Origin of the sequence: Candidatus Collinsella stercoripullorum (assembly GCF_027669965.1) — a bacterium.
In the GTDB taxonomy this organism is placed as follows: Bacteria; Actinomycetota; Coriobacteriia; order Coriobacteriales; family Coriobacteriaceae; genus Collinsella; species Collinsella stercoripullorum.
Window position 1 is genome coordinate 1 of the sequence record NZ_JAQECM010000021.1, and the last position, 16,320, is coordinate 16,320.

Sequence of the window (16,320 nt, forward strand, 5' to 3'; positions counted from 1 at the left end):
GGCCGTGGCGGCGACCGCGGCGGGCGCGGCAACTTCGGTCCGCGCGGCGGCCGCGGCCGTGACGACCGCGGCGGGCGCGGCGGCTTCAGCGGCAACCATCGCGGCAACCGCTTCTAAGACCCCGCGCACGCATACGGCGTGCGGATAGCGCGACGCCCCCGGCAGGCTGAGTCTGCCGGGGGCGTTTTCGTCGAAGGGGGCCTGTATGCCGTCGGGTGCCGGGGGCCGCCTACGCCGCGGTCTGGGACCCTGCCGCCGTGTCGGGAGCGGTCGTCCCGCCGACGGCGTCGGCGAGGGCGGAGTCGTCGATGCGGCTGGAGTTCTGGGGCGTGATGGTCATGCTCTCGAACCGGTGCTCCATGTACGCGTTGTCGAAGTGCTCGGCGTAGAACCGCTCGACCGGAGCGGTCTGCGCGACCCCCGAGAGCCGCTCGAACCAGCAGTCGAGCGCCTGGAGGGTCATGATGCCGTTGACGGCCATGAGCACCGCGCACAAGGCGGTGAACGAGTAGCGCGCCCGCCACGGGATGACGTTGATGAACTTGAGCAGCCAGGGCAGGCACAGCTTGATCCAGACGAAGCCGAGCGCGCCCCACATGCACATGAACAGCGTGCTCGTCCTCCCGCCGAACAGCTCGGCCACGGGGTCGGGGATATGCTCGTTGAGGTATCCGAACCCGACGATGTCGGACCGGACGCCGATGCGCAGGGCGCCCGAGGACGAGGTCCCCGCCGGCGCGCTTCCCGCGGCCGCGCCGCCTCCCGTGCATCCCGCGACGCCGGCGAGCGCGCAGGCGAGCGACCCCAGCGCGACCGCGCCGAAGCGCCTTCGTGAAATCTGATGCATCTTCCCTCCTGTACCTTCGAGGTGCTTCTCTTGCAAACTTGTTAAGTATGCTGGTCAGAGGTGGTATGCGATAGGTGAGGGAGGGTCGTTCAAACACCCGTTGACCCTTGGGGTCCCGCCGCTGCCGCCCGCCGTCCCTTACGTTTCTCTGACACATCCCATACGGGGGCTTTGCGCGGGGCGGGTAGCGTGAGCATAGGAACAGGCGCCGTTTGGGCGCGGTAAGGCGACGGGGGTGGCGCGATGCAGGTTGCGGACCAGATACAGGAGCGCGAGAGCGAGTTCACCGGCCTCAAGGGGCAGCTGCTCAGATACGCGGGCTGCACGTACGTCACGGTCATCGTCAGCAGGTTCATCGACGGGCTCGCGCCCCAGGCGGGGGCGCTGTCCGGTGCGCTGGACAACCTGGCCGCCGCGGTCTTCGGGGCGGCGTTCCTGGTGTACCCCGCCCTGCTCGGCGTGCGGGAGATGGCGCGCATCGTGCGCGAGGAGCGCGAGGGGCGCGGGGAGGAGAGCGTCCTCTAGCGGCTCCGGCGCGGCCGCGCCCGCCGCGGGCGTTCCCCTGCCCGCGCAGCGGGGTACCGAGCGGGAAAGAAAAAGCGCCCCCGGTCTCCCGGGGGCGCTTTCCATGCGCTGGTGTGCTGTGCGCGCGGCTTAGCCGAAGTAGCGCTTCAGCAGGCCGGCGAAGGCCTTGCCGTGACGGGCCTCGTCGCGGGCCATCTCGTGCACGGTGTCATGGATGGCGTCCAGGCCGGCGGCCTTGGCGCGCTTGGCGAGGTCGGTCTTGCCGGCGGTGGCGCCGTTCTCGGCCTCGACGCGCATCTCGAGGTTCTTCTTGGTGGAGTCGGTCACGACCTCACCCAGCAGCTCGGCGAACTTGGCGGCGTGCTCGGCCTCCTCGTGCGCGGCCTTCTCCCAGTACAGGCCGATCTCGGGGTAGCCCTCGCGATGGGCGACGCGGGCCATGGCCAGGTACATGCCGACCTCGGTGCACTCGCCCTCGAAGTTGGCGCGCAGGTCGTTGACGATGTCCTCGGAGACCTCGGGGAGCTTGCCCACGCCGATGACGTGCTCGGCGGCCCAGGTCATCTCGGTCTCGTCCTGCTTGATGAAGCGGGAGCCGTCAACGCCGCACTGGGGGCACTTGAAGCCCTCGGGCAGCTCGTCGCCGTCGAACTCCTCAACGTAACCGCAAACGGGGCAAACGAACTTCATGATCATCCTCCGATCATCGGCGATTGCGCGCCGTCCAGCCCTTCGGGCCCTCTCCGGACGGACGCGCCGTACGTCTGTCATTATGAACAAATGGGGTCGGTGCGGGCACATATTGAGATTGATTCCTAAAATGTTCTCAGGACCTTCACAGTAAGTCAGCCGCGTTGAACTGACACCCCTCGGACGCCGCGTTCGGGAGCGACGCCGTTTCGCCGCATGCAGCGCGAGCCGGCGCTGCGGCGCAGCCCCGCCCCTGCACGCGGCCGCCGCCGGCGGCACCGCCGCAAACGGCTCGCGTGCGCCCTATCGCATCCAGCAGGTGGCGCAGCCCGCGCACCCGTTGCAGATGAGCCGGCTGCCGCATTCCGCGCATTGCTCGAGGTGCCGCGGGCGGTACAGGTCGCGCTCGGGGATGTCGAGGCCGAGGGAGTCGGTGAGGTGCCATGCGATCGGGCGCCCCTGGTACCCCATGCCCGATTTCCACGCCTGCCGACTCTGCAGGCGCTTCCCGCGCAGCCGGTACGTGCGCCCGTCCTTGACGAAGACCGTCCCCGTCTCGATGAAGGCGAACGTCACGTCGGCCTCGACGCATTCGGCGCGCAGGGAGCGGACCCAATCGAAGTCGCACGGGCGGGCGCCCGCGTAGTTCTCGCCCCCGCAGATGACCTGCTCGATGCCCCCGGGGCCGAGGCACCCGGGGGACGAGGCGCGAGGGGAGACCGGTCCGATGAAGGGCGCGCACATGATGCCGCGGTGCTTGGCGGGCGCGGCGAGCAGCAGCGGGATCCGCTCGTCGGCGCGCCGCTGGTTCTCGCAGGTGACGTTCAGCATCACGTTCTCCCATCCGTCGCCCCAATCGGGCGGCAGGCAGGCGGCGAGGCGCTCGGGGCGCTTGGTGAGGATGAAGAAGCGCACATCGGGACGGGCGCGGATGACGTCCCACGCCTCGGCGCGCCACGGGTCCGCCTGCTCGACGAGGAAATCCGAGGTCATGCAGACGCGGATGAGCTCACCGGGCCGCACGCGCAGGGAGCCGTCGCGCGTGCGCTGGAGAGGGTAGTCGAAGTTCCCGGTCCGAACGACCTGCGAGGGGTCGATGCCGCGCCGTTCGTCGTTGTAGAACATGTAGCAGTTGTCGCAGCCCTCGCTCACGCGCGTGCAGCCGTGCCACGGGTTCCAGATGTCGTGCACGGGGCCTCCCCTCCGCGGTCCGATGGCTTCGGCCATATGGTACGCCCCGGCGGGGGTATGCGCGCGGTCGGCGCATCGGCGGCGGGCCGCTGCGGCGAAAAGACGCGGTCGGCGCATCGGCGTCAGATCAGGACGCCGTCGCAGTGGTCGACCTCGTGCTGGATGATCTGCGCCGTGTCGCCGGTGAAGGCGCGGGTCACCGGGCGGAAGGCGTCGTCGAGGTACGACACCCTGATGCGCCTCCAGCGCTCCGCGCCCCGCGTGCCCGGAAGCGACAGGCATCCTTCCTCGGCGCGGTAGGGGTTCGCGCGCTCGATGATGCGGGGGTTGTACATGAGGAGCGCCCGCCCGCCGTCGCTCACCACGATGATGCGCTTACGCTGCCCGATCATGTTCGCCGCCATGCCGACGCACGAGTCCGCATGCGCCGCGAGGGTGTCGAGGAGGTCCTGCCCGACGGCGGCGTCCTCGGGGCCGGCGTCGACGCTCGGCATCCGCAGTGCGATCGGGGAGGTGACGATGGGTCTGATCATAGGGGCTCCTTTGGACGGGGGATTATGCGGAGTCCTAGATGCCTCAGGAAGCGCCATCCAGGTTCTTCAAGATATTGAGCACGTACTTCTTGTTGAACCAGAAACTCTGCTTTGTCATCCATCTTCCGTCTGGAAGACGAGAAGCGTCTTTTTGGATGTCTCCTATCTCTGTTCCGTCAGAGAGCAGGTAGGCCGCCTTTTGAGCATGTGGTCTGACATGCGCGATGGGATTGTCTGCCATACCGGGCAGATCGTTCGTGATTACCGGATTCGATTCCGTCCGGGTCCGAATATCCAGTCTGACCCCGCGCCGAATCACCCGACGCGTCTCTTCCCAGCATGACCGGGCATCTCCCTCTATGTCGGATACCGGCATATTCCAGAATCCGCACGTTGCGAGATGATATGCTCCGCTGCGCTTCTTGAAGACGACGAAGAAGAACCTTGTTTCTTCGAGATACGTGCGAAATGTCGAAGATTCCCATTCCTCAGCAAGCAGTTCGGAGAATTCAAACGGGGCGAACGAGAGGTTCTCTTTGATGTTGCTGTTTTCCTCGATGCGGACCACTCGAACGGATATTCCTGCCTTCTTGAACTCCTTCGCATGATTTCCCCGTATGCCGAGCATGCGATAGACGAGTGATGTCCATTGCGCCTTGTTTCCGGTGTATGGGAGGTCGTATTCCTGCGCAATCTCGCGGTCTGTCTTCCCGAAGTGGGATGCGATGAGGTCGTGAACGTGCTGGGTGAACGAAGAGCGGTCAAGGTCTTCCGTGCTGACGATGCTTTCCGCATCATCAGGCTCGCCCATAAGATAATGGTGGAGAACATAGTCCATATACTGGCGCTTAAATGAGAAGGCGCGCTTCTTTGCTTTGATATGGACGAGCGTACCGTCCTCTTCGAGATGCGGGTAATACTGTTCGACGAGGCTGCTCTCTGCCGTCGCGCCTTTGGTCGCGGCGCCAAGATAGGTTGTGAGCCCCTCGCTGAGCTCGTGGGCTCGTCCGGAGCGAATATACGAGACTATGGTCCTGTAGTCTTCGCGGATGATTTTCAGGTCCTCTTCCGGGGGCGTGAACAGCTTCACATGCGTGATGCGCTGATCGTATTTCTCCATCGAGCGGTCTCGGTGATAGTACACGAGCAGGATTGAGTGACATTTCGACCACACGTGGGAGGAGTCGAAATCTACGGTGACGGGACGGTCATAGGGAATCATGGTCAAGGAAAGGCGCTCCCCGGCCGTCGGCCTCCCATCTTTTTTACGGATGTCGTAGCACGTCGCCTTGAGCTCGACCCCCGCATCGGGAAAATCGGGGTGCTCATCGCTATTCGACTTATAGCCGAAATAGCGCTCTTCCAGCAAGTTGCCCATTCCCCCTTTGTATCGGGTGCTGCCGTAGTTCTTTCGATCGTAGCCATCAGGTTTTATATCGAGGTCCAAAACATCTCGGAACGTCATTCCCTTGAGTCTTACGGCGTACCGCTCGATGCTCGCTCCATCGCCGAGGTCCGTCTTGGCGAGCAGACGCTTGAAGTCGATGCCTTTGTCCATGTGTGCCCCCAGGAGCGCGGGAATGATGGTGACACTAAGTATATGACTCGATTGCAACTGTAGCGTTGTCGCAGCTAGAATACGGAGATCGAGTGTTGATCCCCTCAATGTCGACGCGGCATTCTACAATGGCTCGGCGGGAGAACACAGCAGCGATTGGAGAAACGTGTCCTCTAAGATTGCGGTTGCCGAGCTTTTTGCGGGTGTCGGAGGCTTTAGACTGGGCTTGGACGGCTTCGATGATCCCGTTCATCCGGAGTTCAGCATGCCGCCTGCAGGGCCGTTTGAAACGATTTGGGCGAATCAATGGGAGCCCGGAACCGATCGCCGGCAGTTTGCTGCGCGATGCTACAAGGCTCATTTCGGAGAGGATTCCGTCGTCAACGAGGATATCCATGAGGTGCTCGATCGCTATGAAGCGGGCGAGATGGATATTCCGGATGTCGATATGGTCGTGGGAGGGTTCCCCTGCCAGGATTACTCCGTAGCGCGCACCCTCTCTCAGGCGAGCGGCATCGAGGGAAAAAAGGGCGTCTTGTGGTGGGACATCTATCGCTTCCTTCGCCTCAAAGAGCCTCGATTCGGCCTATTCGAGAACGTCGATCGCTTACTGAAGAGCCCGGCCTCTCAGCGCGGTCGCGATTTTGCAATCATCCTCGCATGCTTCGCATCGCTCGGTTATGCCGTCGAATGGCGGGTGATCAACAGTGCGGAATATGGCTTCCCCCAGCGGCGAAAGCGTGTATACATCTATGCCGAGAAAACCGATGAGGGTTGGGACCTTGAATCCAGGCTGTCGGATGGCGTCCTCGCAGAAGCATTTCCCATCGAACCGATTGACGAAACTTCTGAGCTCGAGATTCTCGAGAACCCTGCGGACAATTCCGATCGATTCGGATTGGGGGAGAAGAGCTCGCCGTTTCTCGATGCCGGTGCCATGCAGGGCCACCGCGTGGTAACGGCAAAAGTGGAAGAGCATTACACGGGCTCGCGTGCATATCTTGGAGACGTCTTGGTACCTGAGGCGGAAGTGCCTGAGGAGTACTATGTGCCCGAGGATAGGGTTGCGGACTGGAGATATCTCAAAGGTGCGAAGCAGCTCGAGCGGACAAGCAAGTCCGGTCACACATATTTCTATTCGGAAGGCTCCATGGCGTTCCCAGATGCTCTCGATAGGCCGTCGCGCACGATTCTCACGGGCGAGGGCGGAGTCACGCCTTCCCGGTTCAAACATGTAATCGAAACTTCCGATGGTCGCTTGCGCCGTCTGGTTCCCGACGAGTTGGACCAGCTTCAGTGTTTCCCGAAAGGTTGGACTGACACCGGTATGACTGATGGACAGCGTGCATTTTGCATGGGCAACGCCCTGGTAACCGGCATCCCCCACAGAATCGGGGAGGTTATCTCCCGTCGGTTGTCCCGTTAAGTGTCAAATCCGCTCGAACATCAACGTGCCCTCGGGGGTCGCCCGATATGTCGCGCAGTTGAAGTTGTCCCAATACTGCGTTTTAGCCTCATGTCCGTTGACGTATGACCGTTTCGTCGCTTCTTTCATAAGCTTGCAGGATGAGAAATCGAAGGACTGCGCCAAAAGGTACGCCTCGATCATGGAGTAATCCCCGTGGGCATATTGGGTGCAAACCCAGTCGACGTATTTCATGAGTTGATCGTAATCCTTGACCGGGCTTGTATCGGCGAGCTGGGCAGCGCCGCATTTGATTTCGACGATGAGATACTTCGAGATCACCTTCTCCTCGCAGCCCCTGATCCATCGGTAGCCGAACACATCGATTTTGTCCATGTATTCGATGGGCTTGAAAGGCGAGGCGTGCACCTGATGGGCAAGGTAATCCCAAGACCCAAATGTCTCGACGGCGCTAGGCTCCCCATGTCGGAGGGCATGGAGAAGGCCGATTTCGACCGCCATCTCGTTCCTGAGCCCTTCACCGGTTCTATAGTGAAGGAAGAGGTTTGCAAGATCGATCGGCGAGGCCTCGATTCCGGGCATCTTGTTGTTCCGTATCCGGTCTATCGTGTTTTCATATCCACAGGGTATCGTGGTATCGGATTGAAGGTCCGCATCGCTGAGCACGTGCTCGAACTTTCGCAGGAAGGCGGCTCTGAAAGCCCGGTTCTCCTCGTCGTCGAATTGGATGAATGAGCGTTGGTGAAACGTGCGGAGCGAGCGAAACGCAGCGGGGTTGGACAAGAGCAGGTCATCCATGTCGATGCCGTCTGTGAAGAAGAATGGCGACGGCTTGAAGGCGAGTGCCCACCTCTTGATTCGCCCTTCATCGCTTCCATTGTTTTGAGGGCGGTTCGCTTGCGGCTTATACCTTGGAGAAGAAGAACCCTGAGCCACCTCGAAAGCCCCATCCCCCTCCTCGAGCGCGTCGATGATTTCGCCGATACCGTAAATCGTCCGTTTGCCGAAGAAGTAGACACTGTCCCCCGGTTGCATGCACACATGATCGCCCAAAGTAGAGGCTACCGGACTCGTCCAGTTCTCGTTCACAAGCACTGAGAAGATACCATCGTGTACGCACGGGGTGATTGTATCGAGCGGATTAGCTGATTTACCGCCGTTGATGGAAAAGAGGAATCCTGCAGGCATGATGCACCCTTTGCTGTGTCGTCGCTATCCTGATCAGCTGAAGACCCATCCAGCATCTCATGTATTCATGGGTCGCTATGGTTCGATTGCGCCGCTGGTCGGTGGGAACGGGCAGACGGGGGCGTTTCTCGTGCCGCGGCGACTCGGGCGAAAGCGTCCAGAGAGGATGGTCGTCTATCATTTCGTAGTCGAAGGCACCAGAACAGCATGGAAAGTTCTCAACGTATTGAGAACTTTCCCAGAAAATCGAAAACCTCTCAACGCATTGAGAGGTTTCACATGCTGACGTTCTGCCGTTGGCAAAGAATTCGGGATACTCTGCCTGTGCCTGCGTGTCGATGAAAATGCGGGCGCTGCCTGTCGTCGAGAGCACGAAGTCACTGTAAGGGGCGGGCACCGTGTTTCCCCAATGCTCCATCGTCCCACCTCCCCATTTCGTGGTAGCGTGTCCGGTGACGCCACGAGAAGGGAACCTGCCATGGACATCACCGCATGCGTCGTCTCGTACTTCACCGGAGCGGGGACGACCCGCGCCGTCTCCGAGCGCTTCGCGGCGGCCGCCGAGGTCGCGGGCGTGCCCGCCCGCGCCGCGGACATCACGCCGCATGGCGCGGAGGTGCCCGCCTTCGGTCCGGGTGACCTCGCGGTCTTCGCCGTCCCGTCATACGGCGGGCGCGTGCCTGCACCGGCGCTCGAGCGCCTCGCCCGCTGCGAGGGGGACGACACCCCCGCCGTCCTCGTCGTCACCTTCGGCAACCGGGCGGTGGACGATACGTTCCTCGAGCTCGCCGACGCCGTGCGCGCACGCGGCTTCGTGCCGGTCGCCCTCGGCGCCATCGTCGCGCACCACTCCCTCATGGTCGACGTCGCCCCGGGCCGCCCCGACGCGGCGGACCTCGCCGCGGTCGACGCCCTGGCCGCCGCGGCGCTCGAGAAGCTCGCGCAGGCCCCCGCCGCCCCCGCGGCCGCCCTCGCCGACATCCCCCGCGACCGCCCCTACCGCGATTTCAACGGGGTGCCGTTCCGGGCCCGGGCGGACGCCGCGGCCTGCGTCGCGTGCGGGACCTGCGCCCGCCAGTGCCCTGCCGGGGCGATCGACGCCGCGGACCCGGCGGCCACCGATGCGGACGCATGCGTCACCTGCATGCGGTGCATCGAGGTGTGCCCCGCCGGCGCCCGTTCGCTCACCGGGGGAGAGGCGCTCGCGCGGCAGCGCGCCGCCTTCGCCGAGCGCCTGGCGCCCCGCGTCGAGTCCTACACCGTGCTGTAGGGGCGGCGCGCCGCGAAGGGGCATCCCCCGCATCGGGGTGTTCCCTGCGGCGAGGCGTCCGCTGCATCGGGGCGCTCCCTGGGGCTGCGCGGCCCCCTCAGCGGCGCGGGCTCCCGCACAGCCGGAGCCCGCGCGCCACGCGGCCCCCGAATGTCCGCACGGCGCGGTATGGTATTGGCAGACGAAGCGCGCCGGAACCGGCGCAGACGAGGGGAGCAGGCATGAGCGAGATCAAATGCCCCAAGTGCGGAGCTGTGTTCACCGTCGACGAGAACAGCTACGCCGACATCGTGCGGCAGGTGCGCGACGAGCAGTTCGCGCACGACCTGCACGAGCGCGAGGAGATGTACGCGCGCGAGCGCGAGGACGCCCTCGCCCTCGCCCGCGCCGAGGCGGACCGGAAGCTGCAGGAGGCCCTGTCCGAGCGCGACGCCCGGATCGCCGAGCTCAAGGCCGCGGCCGCCGGCGAGCTCAAGGACAGCGTCGCCGAGCGGGAGCAGCGCATCGCCGAGCTCTCCGCCCGGCTCGACGCCGCCGACCAGGAGCGCGCCCTCGCGATCGAGAAGGCGGCCGCCGAGGCCCGCGAGCAGGCCCAGCGCGACCTGTCCGAGCGCGATACGCAGATCTCCGCGCTCCGGGCGCAGCTCGAGGCCGCGTCGAGCGCGCAGGAGATGGCCCTGCAGAAAGCCGACGCCGAGGCCCGCGAGCGCCAGCGCGCATCCGAGACCGAGCTGAGAGACGAGCTCCAGGCGGAGGCGGACCGCGCCCGCAAGCAGGCCGACGAGCTGCGCGCCCGGCTCGCGGAGCAGGAGGCCGCGGCCAAGCTCGCCCAGGCGAACGCCCAGACGGAGCTCCAGCGCGGCGTCGCCGAGCGCGACGCCCGGATCGCGGAGCTCAAGGCCCAGCTCGCCTCCGGCGACACCGAGCGCCGGCTCGCCGTCGCGCAGGCCGTGGCGGCGGCGGAGCGCGAGCGCGACGAGGCGCGCGCCGAGCTCGCCCGGGCGCAGGCCGTGCGCGACGCCGAGCAGCACCAGATGGAGGCGGCGCACAGCCTCGAGATCGAGCAGGTGCGCAAGAGCGCCGACGAGCTGCTGCGCTACAAGGACGCGGAGATCGAGCGCCTGCGCGACATGAAGGCGCGCCTGTCCACCAAGATGGTGGGGGAGACCCTCGAGCAGCACTGCGAGAACGAGTTCAACCGCCTGCGCATGACGGCCTTCCCGCGCGCGTACTTCGAGAAGGACAACGACGCATCCGAGGGCAGCAAGGGGGACTTCATCTTCCGCGAGTGCGACGAGGACGGCAACGAGGTCGTCTCCATCATGTTCGAGATGAAGAACGAGAACGACACCACGGCCACCAAGCACAAGAACGAGGACTTCTTCAAGAAGCTGGACGCGGACCGCGTCAAGAAGGGCTGCGAGTACGCCATCCTGGTCTCGCTGCTGGAGCCGGAGAGCGAGCTGTACAACGCCGGTATCGTGGATGTCGGGTACCGCTACCCCAAGATGTACGTCATCCGCCCGCAGTTCTTCATCCCCATCATCACGCTGCTGCGCAACGCCGCGATGAACGCGCTCGCCTACAAGCAGGAGCTCGCCCTGGTCCGCCAGCAGAACATCGACGTGACGAACTTCGAGGAGAAACTCGGGAAGTTCCAAGACGGCTTCTCCCAGAACTTCGAGCGCGCGAGCCGCAAGTTCAACGATGCGATCAACGAGATCGATACCACCATCAAGCACCTGCAGAAGGTGAAGGAGAACCTCCTGTCCTCGGAGAACAACCTGCGCCTCGCCAACGATAAGGCGCAGGCGCTGACTATCCGGAAGCTCACGTGGAAGAACCCGACCATGAAGGCGAAGTTCGACGAGGCCCGCGCCGCGCGCGAGGAGGAGGACGGCCGGGTCGCCGCCCCCGGGCTCAAGGAGGCCTCCGCGGTCGAGGCAGAGGCGGTGCCGGAGGCGGAGCCCGCAGAGGGGCGCGAGGACTGATACTCCCCATCCGACCTCGTCTATCGCTGTTCGGACAATCTTTCTAGGACGTCATCCCGACCGTTTTCGGCCTCCGGTGAAACAATCCGCCCTCCCCATGCGTATCGTCAGTGAAGGGAAACGATGCGAGAGGAGGGGAGATGCTGACCGAACGGGAGTTCCGCGAGGCGGTCGAGCGCCATCGCGACACGGTGTTCCGCGTCGCGTTCGCCTACATGCGCAGCGCGGCCGATGCGAGAGGCGCCCGTGGGTTCGGGCCGCAGCCGGTGCCGCCGGGGCCGGCTGCGGCCGCGCCTCATGAAGCGGGCGCCGGGATGCCGCGCGAGCATCCCGGCGCCCGTCGCGCCAGACCGGGGTTCCCGGGTCGCCCCGATACCCGTTTCCGCGTCCCGGGGGACGGGGCGCGCCCCGGCTACACCGTCATGCCCCCGTCGACGTGGAGCACGTCGCCGGTCACGTACGCGGCGAGGTCGCTCGCCAGGAACACGAAGGCGTTGGCGACGTCCTCGGGCTGGCCCACGCGCTTCAGCGGGATCCCGTCGGCGATGGGCTTGATCATCTCCTCGGGCAGCGCCGCGACCATGTCGGTCGCGGTGACGCCCGGCGCCACGGCGTTCACGCGGATGCCGCGCGGCCCGAGCTCGCGGGCGAGCGAGACGGTGATGCCGTTCACGGCGAACTTGGACATGGGGTAGCCCACGCCCGAGGGCTGCCCCATCTTGCTCACCATCGAGCTCGTGTTGATGATGACGCCGCCCGCCCCGAGCACGCGCGAGGCCGCCTGGCAGCCGTTGAGCACGCTCTTGACGTTGACGTCGATGATGCGGTCGAACTCGTCGGGCGTGTAGTCGCCCAGCGGGGTGGACTGCGAGATTCCCGCGTTGTTGACCACGATGTCGAGCCCGCCGAAGCGCTCGGACGCCTCGCGCATCGCGGCCTCCACTGCGGCCTCGTCGGTGAGGTCGGGGAAGAGGCCCATCACCGGGGCGTCGGGGTGCTCGGCGAGGATCCCCTCGACGGCCTTTTGGGCCGTCTCCGGGCGGCTGCCGCACAGCGCGACGTTCGCCCCCTCCTCGAGGAAGCGCTTGACGATGGCCAGCCCGATGCCGCGCGATCCGCCGGTCACGATCGCGGTCTTGCCTTTGAGCAGCATGATGACCTCCTGGTTGCTCGGGGTCCGCGGGCGCGGGTCGCCCCATGGCGTCGCCCGCGCGCCGCGCGTCGGTAGATGCGTGGATTCTCCTACCCGTTCGCATCCCGGAGTTGCGCAACCGACGCCCTCCGGCCGCGAACGGTCGCACGCCATCCGGGCGAGCGGTCCGGGGTTCCGCCGCGCCCGCGCCCGGCGCCGCTCCTCCATGGCGCCGACACGCGCTGCGGCGCCCGCTCTGGTATCGTGGACCGCATCCGAAGGACCGAGGAGGGGACGACCCATGGAGGAGCAGGAGCTGGACGCCGCGCAGGCGGCGGGCCACACCGACAACGGACGCATCGGCTTCGAGGGCCTGCCGAACACGCGGGATCTGGGCGGGCTCCCCGCGGCGGACGGCCGCAGGATCGTCTTCCGCCGCCTCCTGCGCTCGGGGCAGCTCGCATCCGCCACGCCTGCCGACCTCGCCCGGCTGGGCGGCGAGTACGGTCTGCGGCTCGTCGTCGACCTGCGCACCGATGAGGAGTGCGCCGAGAAGCCCGACCCCATGGGGGAGCTGCCGGGCGCCCGCCTCGTCCGCCTGCCGGTCTTCCACGGCCCGGCATCCGGCGTGTCGCGCAGCATGCAGGATATGGAACGCGTCGCTCGCCAGATGATGCAGGGCGAGGTCGAGCCCGCCCAGCTGTTCGTCACGCTCTACCCGCACCTGGTCCTCGACGACGACGGGATCGCCGCGTACTCCGCCTTCTTCCGGGAGATCCTCGACGAGCGCGAGGGCTCGGTGCTCTGGCACTGCTCCGCGGGCAAGGACCGCTGCGGCATGGCGAGCGTGCTGCTCGAGGCGGCCCTCGGCGTGCCGGAGCCCGTGATCGAGGCGGACTACCTGGCCACCAACCGCTTCTACGGGATCGACCCGTCCGCCGAGGGAGCGGACCCCATGGACGTCCTGAACGGGGTCGACCTGCGCTTCCTGCACGCCGCGACCGCCGCGATCGAGGGGGCCTACGGCGGGATCGGGGCCTACCTCTCCGAGGCGCTCGGCGTCGATGGCGACGCCGTGGCGGAGCTGCGCGCCCGCTACCTCGTCTGATCAGCCCCGCGCCGCCGTGCGCTCGACGCCCGTCGCGTCCGCTACGGGCGGCATCTGCCGCACGGCCGGTACCCCTGCGCGATCAGCTCGTCGCGCGCGGCGGTCACGTCGCGGCGGTTGCGCGGGGCGATGTCTTCCGCCGACGGGCACGAGGGGTCGTGGAAGCGGCGGGTGTTCTCGTTGAGCACGTAGGCGCGTTCGGTCGCCTCCGAGGCCCCCGCGCCACCGGTTGCGCCGCCGCCCGTCTCGCCCGCGGGCCCCGCTCCCTGTGCCCGCGCCCCCTCATCCGCCGCCGCGGCGCTGTCGCCGGTCGCGTAGTCGATCTCGATGCCCGGTTGCACGTTGGGGCACCAGGACGCGATCGAGATCGCGTCCCCGCCGTCCTCGAGCGAGACCGCCTCCAGCAGCACGCCGCGGCATACGAGCTCGTCGGCCGCGAAGGCGGGGGTCGCCCGGTAGAGCACGTGGTTGCCCGTGCCCCGCACGTAGTCGGCGACGGCGTCCTCGACGGGGAGCATCTCCTCGGCGTTCATCCACCGGGTGCCGGTGACGAGGTTCCCCTCGTTGGCGTTCTCGGCGGTGAGCTGCCAGCCGATGAGGTGGCAGCGGTTGTAGAGGTAGCGGCCCTCGACCAGGTCGTCGTAGCGCGCCGTCTGCCAACCGGACGGCTTCACCATGCCGATGGAGCCGCGCTCCTCTCCCTCCTCCGGCATGGTCTCGGGGCCGACGACGGCCGTCGCCGTGCCGCAGCGGCCGAGCTCGTCGAGCGGGGCGTATTCCTCGTAGCCGGGGTCGGCTCGCGCGGACGCGAGCTCATCCTCCGTGAACGACGGCCCCTCCGCCGCCTGCGCGGCGAGCCGCTCGGCCTCGGGCGAGCCCTCCGTCGCCTGAGCGGCGGGCGCGCCCGTCCCGGAGGAGCTCCCGGATATGTACGGGGATGACGCGATGCGCTCGGAGCAGCCGCCGAGGGGCAGGGCGAGAAGGAGCGCCAGGGCGAGCGCCGCGAGCGCCGCCCGCAAGCCGAGGCGGGTCGCGCGCGCCGGCTGGGCCGTTTCCCCGGGGCCGCCCTCCCGGTCCGAGCCGAGGCCGTCCATCCGTGCATCCCATGCGTCGCGTGCGCCCATCCGCAGTCCCTTCCGTCCGTCCCAAGGGGGTCGGTTAATGCAAGCAGTATGCCATCAGCCTGCGCGGACCGGCGTTCCGCGCGCGTGCCGGTTGTGCGCTTCCTCATTCTCGCCATATGCGACCCCCGCGACCGATATACTGTGCTCGTTATCGGCAACTCGATGGGGGTTCACGGAATGGGCGGTTTCTTCGGGGCGGTTTCCAAGCGCGACGTGGTGCTCGACGTCTTCTTCGGCGTCGACTACCACTCGCATCTCGGTACGCGGCGCGCGGGCATGGTGATCTGCGAGGGGACGGGAGGGTTCCAGAAGGAGATCCACTCCATCGAGAACACGCCGTTCCGCTCGCGCTTCGACAAGGACCTCGAGCGCTTCCACGGGACGAGCGGCATCGGCTGCATCAGCGACACCGATCCCCAGCCCCTGCTCGTGCGCTCCCACCACGGGACCTTCGCCATCACCACGGTCGGCGTCATCAACAACGCCGACGAGCTCATCGAGCGCTATTTCGAGCAGGGCGGCGCCCAGTTCATGGCGATGAGCTCCGGCGCGGTGAACCACACCGAGCTGGTGGCGGCCCTCATCAACCAGAAGGACGACCTGGTGGAGGGCATCCGCTTCGCGCAGGAGTCGGTCGTGGGCTCGCTCACCCTGCTCGTCATGACGGAGGACGGCGTGGTCTTCGCCGCGCGCGACCGCGCCGGGCGCCTGCCGGTGCTGATCGGCCGCGACGTCGAGGGCGCGGGCTACTGCATCTCGTTCGAGAGCTTCGTCTACCACAAGCTGGGCTACGAGGACGCCTACGAGCTCGGTCCCGGCGAGATCGTGCGGGTCGACGCCGACGGCTACCGGAGCGTGTCCCCCGCGGGCGACGAGATGAAGATCTGCGCGTTCCTGTGGGTCTACTACGGCTACCCCAACTCCAACTACGAAGGCGTGAACGTCGAGGTCATGCGCTATCGCAACGGGCACGTCATGGCGCGCGACGAGGCGGCGGCGGGGACCCTGCCCGAGGTGGATTACGTCGCCGGCGTGCCCGATTCGGGCCTGCCGCACGCCATCGGCTACGCCAACGAGTGCGGCGCCACCTTCGCGCGCCCCTTCATCAAGTACACCCCCACCTGGTCGCGCTCCTTCATGCCCACCAACCAGAGCGTGCGCGACCGCATCGCCGAGATGAAGCAGATCCCCGTGCCCGAGCTCATCCGCGGCAAGCGCCTGCTGTTCGTGGACGACTCCATCGTGCGCGGCACGCAGCTCGGCAAGACGGTCGACTTCCTGTACAGCGCGGGCGCGGCCGAGGTCCACATGCGCTCCGCCTGCCCGCCGATCATGTACAGCTGCAAGTACCTGTCGTTCTCGCGCGGGAAGTCCGACCAGGACCTCATCGCGCGCCGCGTCGTGCGCGAGCTGGAGGGCCCCGAGGGCGACAAGCATCTGGACGAGTACGCGGACAGCTCGACCGAGCGCGGCAAGTGCATGCTGCGCCGCATCTGCGAGCAGCTCGGCTTCGACAGCCTGGGGTACCAGTCGCTGCCCGGCATGCTCGAGGCCATCGGCATCGACCCGACGAAGGTGTGCACCTACTGCTGGGACGGCAGGGAGTAGCCGACGGGTTGACTGGGGACGGGTTCGTTCCAACCCATGGCGCCCCGCCCGCCGCGGGGCGCGCGGGGTGCGGCCCCGGGTTGACTGGGGACGGGTTCGTTCAAACCCATGGCGCCCCGCCCGCCGCGG

General features: G+C 66.5%; 14 protein-coding genes. 6 read left to right on the forward strand and 8 right to left on the reverse strand.

Annotation, left to right across the window (positions count from 1 at the left end; all coding sequences use genetic code 11):
• Positions 1 to 229: 229 nt before the first annotated feature.
• Positions 230 to 847 (reverse strand): putative ABC transporter permease, encoded by a 618-nt coding sequence (locus PHA29_RS05815; RefSeq protein ID WP_270848616.1) that lies wholly within the window; start codon positions 845 to 847, stop codon positions 230 to 232.
• Positions 848 to 1,090: 243 nt separating this feature from the next.
• On the opposite strand from PHA29_RS05815, the gene PHA29_RS05820 reads away from it, so the two are divergent.
• Complete coding sequence (locus PHA29_RS05820) at positions 1,091 to 1,372, forward strand: hypothetical protein (RefSeq protein ID WP_270574864.1); 282 nt, start codon at positions 1,091 to 1,093, stop codon at positions 1,370 to 1,372.
• Positions 1,373 to 1,501: 129 nt separating this feature from the next.
• Here the strand turns inward: PHA29_RS05820 and PHA29_RS05825 are convergent, their stop codons facing one another.
• The 4 genes from PHA29_RS05825 to PHA29_RS05840 all read right to left on the reverse strand — a co-directional run bounded on the left by PHA29_RS05825 (position 1,502) and on the right by PHA29_RS05840 (position 5,344).
• Positions 1,502 to 2,062: a ferritin family protein gene (locus tag PHA29_RS05825; protein WP_270404403.1), complete on the reverse strand. Its 561-nt coding sequence runs from the start codon at positions 2,060 to 2,062 to the stop codon at positions 1,502 to 1,504.
• 303 nt (positions 2,063 to 2,365) lie between these two features.
• On the reverse strand, positions 2,366 to 3,253 hold the full coding sequence (locus PHA29_RS05830; RefSeq protein WP_270848618.1) for a DUF5131 family protein: 888 nt from the start codon (positions 3,251 to 3,253) through the stop codon (positions 2,366 to 2,368).
• A gap of 122 nt (positions 3,254 to 3,375) precedes the next feature.
• Entirely contained in the window at positions 3,376 to 3,786 is a 411-nt protein-coding gene (locus PHA29_RS05835) for a peptide deformylase (protein ID WP_270848619.1), read from the reverse strand.
• Between the two features lie 43 nt (positions 3,787 to 3,829).
• Positions 3,830 to 5,344 (reverse strand): Sau3AI family type II restriction endonuclease, encoded by a 1,515-nt coding sequence (locus tag PHA29_RS05840; RefSeq protein WP_270848621.1) that lies wholly within the window; start codon positions 5,342 to 5,344, stop codon positions 3,830 to 3,832.
• A 166-nt stretch (positions 5,345 to 5,510) separates the two neighbouring features.
• Here PHA29_RS05840 and dcm point away from each other — a divergent pair, with 166 nt between their 5' ends.
• Complete coding sequence (dcm, locus tag PHA29_RS05845) at positions 5,511 to 6,770, forward strand: DNA (cytosine-5-)-methyltransferase (protein ID WP_270848623.1); 1,260 nt, start codon at positions 5,511 to 5,513, stop codon at positions 6,768 to 6,770.
• A gap of 3 nt (positions 6,771 to 6,773) precedes the next feature.
• On the opposite strand, the gene PHA29_RS05850 is transcribed toward dcm, so the two are convergent.
• On the reverse strand, positions 6,774 to 7,958 hold the full coding sequence (locus PHA29_RS05850) for a hypothetical protein (protein ID WP_270848624.1): 1,185 nt from the start codon (positions 7,956 to 7,958) through the stop codon (positions 6,774 to 6,776).
• Between the two features lie 478 nt (positions 7,959 to 8,436).
• On the opposite strand from PHA29_RS05850, the gene PHA29_RS05855 reads away from it, so the two are divergent.
• Both PHA29_RS05855 and PHA29_RS05860 read left to right on the forward strand, forming a co-directional pair.
• Positions 8,437 to 9,228, forward strand: a complete 792-nt coding sequence (locus PHA29_RS05855; protein ID WP_270848625.1) for a 4Fe-4S binding protein — start codon at positions 8,437 to 8,439, stop codon at positions 9,226 to 9,228.
• A gap of 221 nt (positions 9,229 to 9,449) precedes the next feature.
• A complete protein-coding gene (locus PHA29_RS05860; protein WP_270848626.1) occupies positions 9,450 to 11,219 on the forward strand; it encodes a DUF2130 domain-containing protein in 1,770 nt (589 codons plus the stop codon).
• A 412-nt stretch (positions 11,220 to 11,631) separates the two neighbouring features.
• Here PHA29_RS05860 and PHA29_RS05865 read toward each other — a convergent pair whose 3' ends face one another.
• On the reverse strand, positions 11,632 to 12,372 hold the full coding sequence (locus tag PHA29_RS05865) for an SDR family NAD(P)-dependent oxidoreductase (protein WP_270848628.1): 741 nt from the start codon (positions 12,370 to 12,372) through the stop codon (positions 11,632 to 11,634).
• Between the two features lie 280 nt (positions 12,373 to 12,652).
• On the opposite strand from PHA29_RS05865, the gene PHA29_RS05870 reads away from it, so the two are divergent.
• Positions 12,653 to 13,459 carry a tyrosine-protein phosphatase gene (locus tag PHA29_RS05870; protein WP_270848629.1) on the forward strand — a complete coding sequence of 269 codons (807 nt, stop codon included), beginning with the start codon at positions 12,653 to 12,655 and terminating at the stop codon, positions 13,457 to 13,459.
• A 41-nt stretch (positions 13,460 to 13,500) separates the two neighbouring features.
• Here PHA29_RS05870 and PHA29_RS05875 read toward each other — a convergent pair whose 3' ends face one another.
• Positions 13,501 to 14,583, reverse strand: coding sequence for a DNA/RNA non-specific endonuclease (locus PHA29_RS05875; RefSeq protein ID WP_270848630.1), 1,083 nt, complete (start codon positions 14,581 to 14,583; stop codon positions 13,501 to 13,503).
• 177 nt (positions 14,584 to 14,760) lie between these two features.
• Here PHA29_RS05875 and PHA29_RS05880 point away from each other — a divergent pair, with 177 nt between their 5' ends.
• On the forward strand, positions 14,761 to 16,191 hold the full coding sequence (locus PHA29_RS05880) for an amidophosphoribosyltransferase (RefSeq protein ID WP_270404383.1): 1,431 nt from the start codon (positions 14,761 to 14,763) through the stop codon (positions 16,189 to 16,191).
• The last annotated feature ends 129 nt before the right edge of the window (positions 16,192 to 16,320 follow it).

What these genes read in the sequence shown, in the direction of transcription:
- PHA29_RS05865 (WP_270848628.1), bottom strand. Translation starts at nt 12,372, where the DNA reads ATGCTGCTCAAAGGCAAGACCGCGATCGTGACCGGCGGATCGCGCGGC.
- PHA29_RS05815 (WP_270848616.1), bottom strand. Translation starts at nt 847, where the DNA reads ATGCATCAGATTTCACGAAGGCGCTTCGGCGCGGTCGCGCTGGGGTCG.
- PHA29_RS05835 (WP_270848619.1), bottom strand. Translation starts at nt 3,786, where the DNA reads ATGATCAGACCCATCGTCACCTCCCCGATCGCACTGCGGATGCCGAGC.
- PHA29_RS05820 (WP_270574864.1), top strand. Translation starts at nt 1,091, where the DNA reads ATGCAGGTTGCGGACCAGATACAGGAGCGCGAGAGCGAGTTCACCGGC.
- PHA29_RS05840 (WP_270848621.1), bottom strand. Translation starts at nt 5,344, where the DNA reads ATGGACAAAGGCATCGACTTCAAGCGTCTGCTCGCCAAGACGGACCTC.
- PHA29_RS05860 (WP_270848626.1), top strand. Translation starts at nt 9,450, where the DNA reads ATGAGCGAGATCAAATGCCCCAAGTGCGGAGCTGTGTTCACCGTCGAC.
- PHA29_RS05880 (WP_270404383.1), top strand. Translation starts at nt 14,761, where the DNA reads ATGGGCGGTTTCTTCGGGGCGGTTTCCAAGCGCGACGTGGTGCTCGAC.
- PHA29_RS05825 (WP_270404403.1), bottom strand. Translation starts at nt 2,062, where the DNA reads ATGAAGTTCGTTTGCCCCGTTTGCGGTTACGTTGAGGAGTTCGACGGC.
- PHA29_RS05850 (WP_270848624.1), bottom strand. Translation starts at nt 7,958, where the DNA reads ATGCCTGCAGGATTCCTCTTTTCCATCAACGGCGGTAAATCAGCTAAT.
- PHA29_RS05875 (WP_270848630.1), bottom strand. Translation starts at nt 14,583, where the DNA reads ATGGGCGCACGCGACGCATGGGATGCACGGATGGACGGCCTCGGCTCG.
- PHA29_RS05870 (WP_270848629.1), top strand. Translation starts at nt 12,653, where the DNA reads ATGGAGGAGCAGGAGCTGGACGCCGCGCAGGCGGCGGGCCACACCGAC.
- PHA29_RS05855 (WP_270848625.1), top strand. Translation starts at nt 8,437, where the DNA reads ATGGACATCACCGCATGCGTCGTCTCGTACTTCACCGGAGCGGGGACG.